Annotated in this window: 1 protein-coding gene; it reads right to left on the bottom strand. The window is 71.8% G+C overall.

Features of this window, described 5'->3' with window-relative positions:
• The coding region (locus tag ABT084_RS37775; RefSeq protein ID WP_351054351.1) for a non-ribosomal peptide synthetase at window positions 1-2,815 on the bottom strand (2,815 nt) is incomplete at both ends.

Here is a 2,815-nt window from a genome sequence, read left to right on the forward strand (position 1 = left end):
ACCTGCGCGAACGCCCCGCACAACAGCTCCTCCTGGAGCGACACCGGACCACGACCCACACCACCCGCGTACTCAGGGGCCGGCAGAGCCTTGCGATCCAGCTTCCCGTTCGGCGTCAGCGGCAGCGCGTCCAGCAGGACGACAGCCGACGGCACCATGTACTCGGGCAGCCGGGCGGCCGCGAATTCCCGCAGCGAGCCCGTCAGGTCAGCCCCGGCATCATCGGCAACCACGGCGTAGGCGACCAGCCGCCGGTCCCCCGCGACGTCCTCACGCACGACGGCCAAGGCCTGCGTGACCTGCGGGTGCGCGGTCAGCGCGGCCGCGATCTCCGCCGGCTCGATCCGGAAGCCACGCAGCTTCACCTGTTCGTCGGCGCGGCCGACGAACTCCAGATCGCCCTCGACGGTCCACCGCGCGATGTCGCCGGTCCGGTACATCCGCTCCGCCACACCGCCGAACGGGCAGGCCACGAAGCGTTCGGCGGTCAGGCCTGGGCGGTTCAGATAGCCGCGGGCCAGGCCGGAGCCGGCGATGTACAGCTCGCCGGCGACACCGGGCGCGACCGGGGCGAGCGACCCGTCGAGCACGTAGACCCGTGTGTTCGCGATCGGGCCGCCGATGGAGGAGACGCCGTCGGCGGTGGCTTCGGGCGACAGCCGCCGGTCGGTGGACCAGATGGTGGTCTCGGTCGGACCGTACAAGTTGGTCGCCGAGGCGGCCGTGGCCACCAGGGTGCGGGCCAGCTCGCCCGGCAGTGCCTCGCCGCCGACCAGCGCGCGTACACCGGTGAGCCATTCGGGCCGGGAGTCGTCCGCGGCTTCGGACTCGGCCAGCAGGGCCTGCCACAGGCTCGGCGTCGCCTGCACGACGGTCGCGCCAGCGGCCACGATCAGGGCACGCAGGGCCCGCGGATCCCGTACGACCTCGCGGGCGGCGAGCACGACGCGGGCACCGTTGAGCAGCGGCAGGTAGAGCTCCAGGCCGGCGATGTCGAAGCCGACCGTGGTGACCGCCACCAGCCGGTCGTCCTCGTCCAGGGCGAAGCGCTCCTGCATCGAGGCAAGGAAGTTGACCAGTGACCGGTGCTCGATCACCACACCCTTGGGGCGGCCCGTGGAGCCGGAGGTGTAGATCACGTAGGCCGGGTGCTCGGGAGAGGGCGCCCGGTCGAGCGCGTTGCTGTCGAGGGCGGCTATGGCCGGGTCCTCCACCAGCACCCGCGACACCCCCGGCGGGACCAGGTCTGCCAGCGCGGCCGTGGTCACCACCGCGGCCGCGCCGGAAGTGTCCAGCGTGTACGCGATCCGGTCCGCCGGGTAGTCCGGGTCGACCGGCAGGTAGGCGCCACCGGCCTTCATGACGGCCAGCAGAGCCAGTACGAGATCCGTGCCGCGCTCCAGGGCCACGGCGACCACGGACTCCGCGCCCACTCCCTGACCGGCAAGGTGGCGGGCCAGGCGGTTCGCCCGCGCGTCCAGCTCGGCGTAGGAGAGCCGGACGTCCTCGAACTCCAGGGCGACGGCATCCGGGGTCCGCGCCACCTGGGCCTCGAACAGGGCCGGCAGCGTCGACGGCTCGACGTCGAGGGTGGTGTCGTTCCACTCCTCGAGTACGCGCCGACGCTCCTCGGCGTCGAGCACGTCCACCTGGCTCAGGCGCACCTGCGGGTCCTCGGACAGCGCGGCCAGAACCTGAGTCCACCGGCCCATGATCCGCGCGGCCGATTCGGCATCGAACAGGTCCGCTGCCGCGATCACCCCGCCGTGCAGTCCTGCCGGCGTGCCGTCGGCGTCGAAGGTCTCCAGAACACTGAGTTCCAGGTCGAACTTGGCCGTGGTCAGCTCCGCAGCCACGGCACCGGCCCGTACGCCCGGCAGGTCCAGGACGGCTTCGGCGTTGTTGTCCACGGTGAGCATCACCTGGAACAGCGGGTGCCGGGCCATGGAGCGGCTGGGAGCGAGTTCCTCGACGAGGCGCTCGAACGGCACCTCCTGGTGGGCGAAGGCCGAAAGCCCCGTTTCCCGGACCCGGCCCAGCACCTCACGGAAGGTCGGGTCACCCGACAGATCCGTGCGCAGCACCAGGGAGTTGACGAAGAACCCGACCAGGTCGTCCAGCGCCTCGTCCGTACGGCCCGCGCTCGCCGAACCGATGGGGATGTCCGTACCAGCGCCCAGCCGGGACAGCAGCACCGCAAGCGCGGCCTGCAGCACCATGAACACGGTCACACCCTCGGCCCGCGCGAGCTCCACCAGACGGGCATGCACCCCGGCCGGCACCTCCACGGGAAGACGGTGCCCCACGTGACCGGCAACCGCCGGACGCGCCCGGTCGAACGGCAGCTCCAACTCCTCAGGAACACCGGCCAACGCCTCACGCCAGTAGGCCAGCTGGGCCGCCAGCACGCTCTCCGGATCGCCCTCGTCACCGAGCAGCTCACGCTGCCACAGCGCATAGTCGGCGTACTGCACCGGCAGCGGCTCCCACTCCGGGGCCCCGCCCGCACAACGCGCCGCGTACGCGGTGGACAGATCGCGAGCCAGCGGCCCCGTCGACCAACCGTCACCGGCGATGTGGTGCACGACCATGACCAGCACCTTCTCGCCGGAACCGGTCGAGAACAGCCAGGCACGGATGGGCAGTTCGCAGGAGAGGTCGATCGCATGGCGCATCGCCCCGGCAACCGCGTTGTCGAGGTCGGCGGGTGCCACCTCGACGGCCGACAGCTCCCAGTCCAGCTCGTCCAGCCCGACGATGCGCTGGTACGGCTCGCCGTCCACGACCCCGTACACCGTGCGCAGCACTTCGTGCC

The organism is Streptomyces sp. NPDC002138, from assembly GCF_040296485.1.
In the GTDB taxonomy this organism is placed as follows: Bacteria; Actinomycetota; Actinomycetes; order Streptomycetales; family Streptomycetaceae; genus Streptomyces.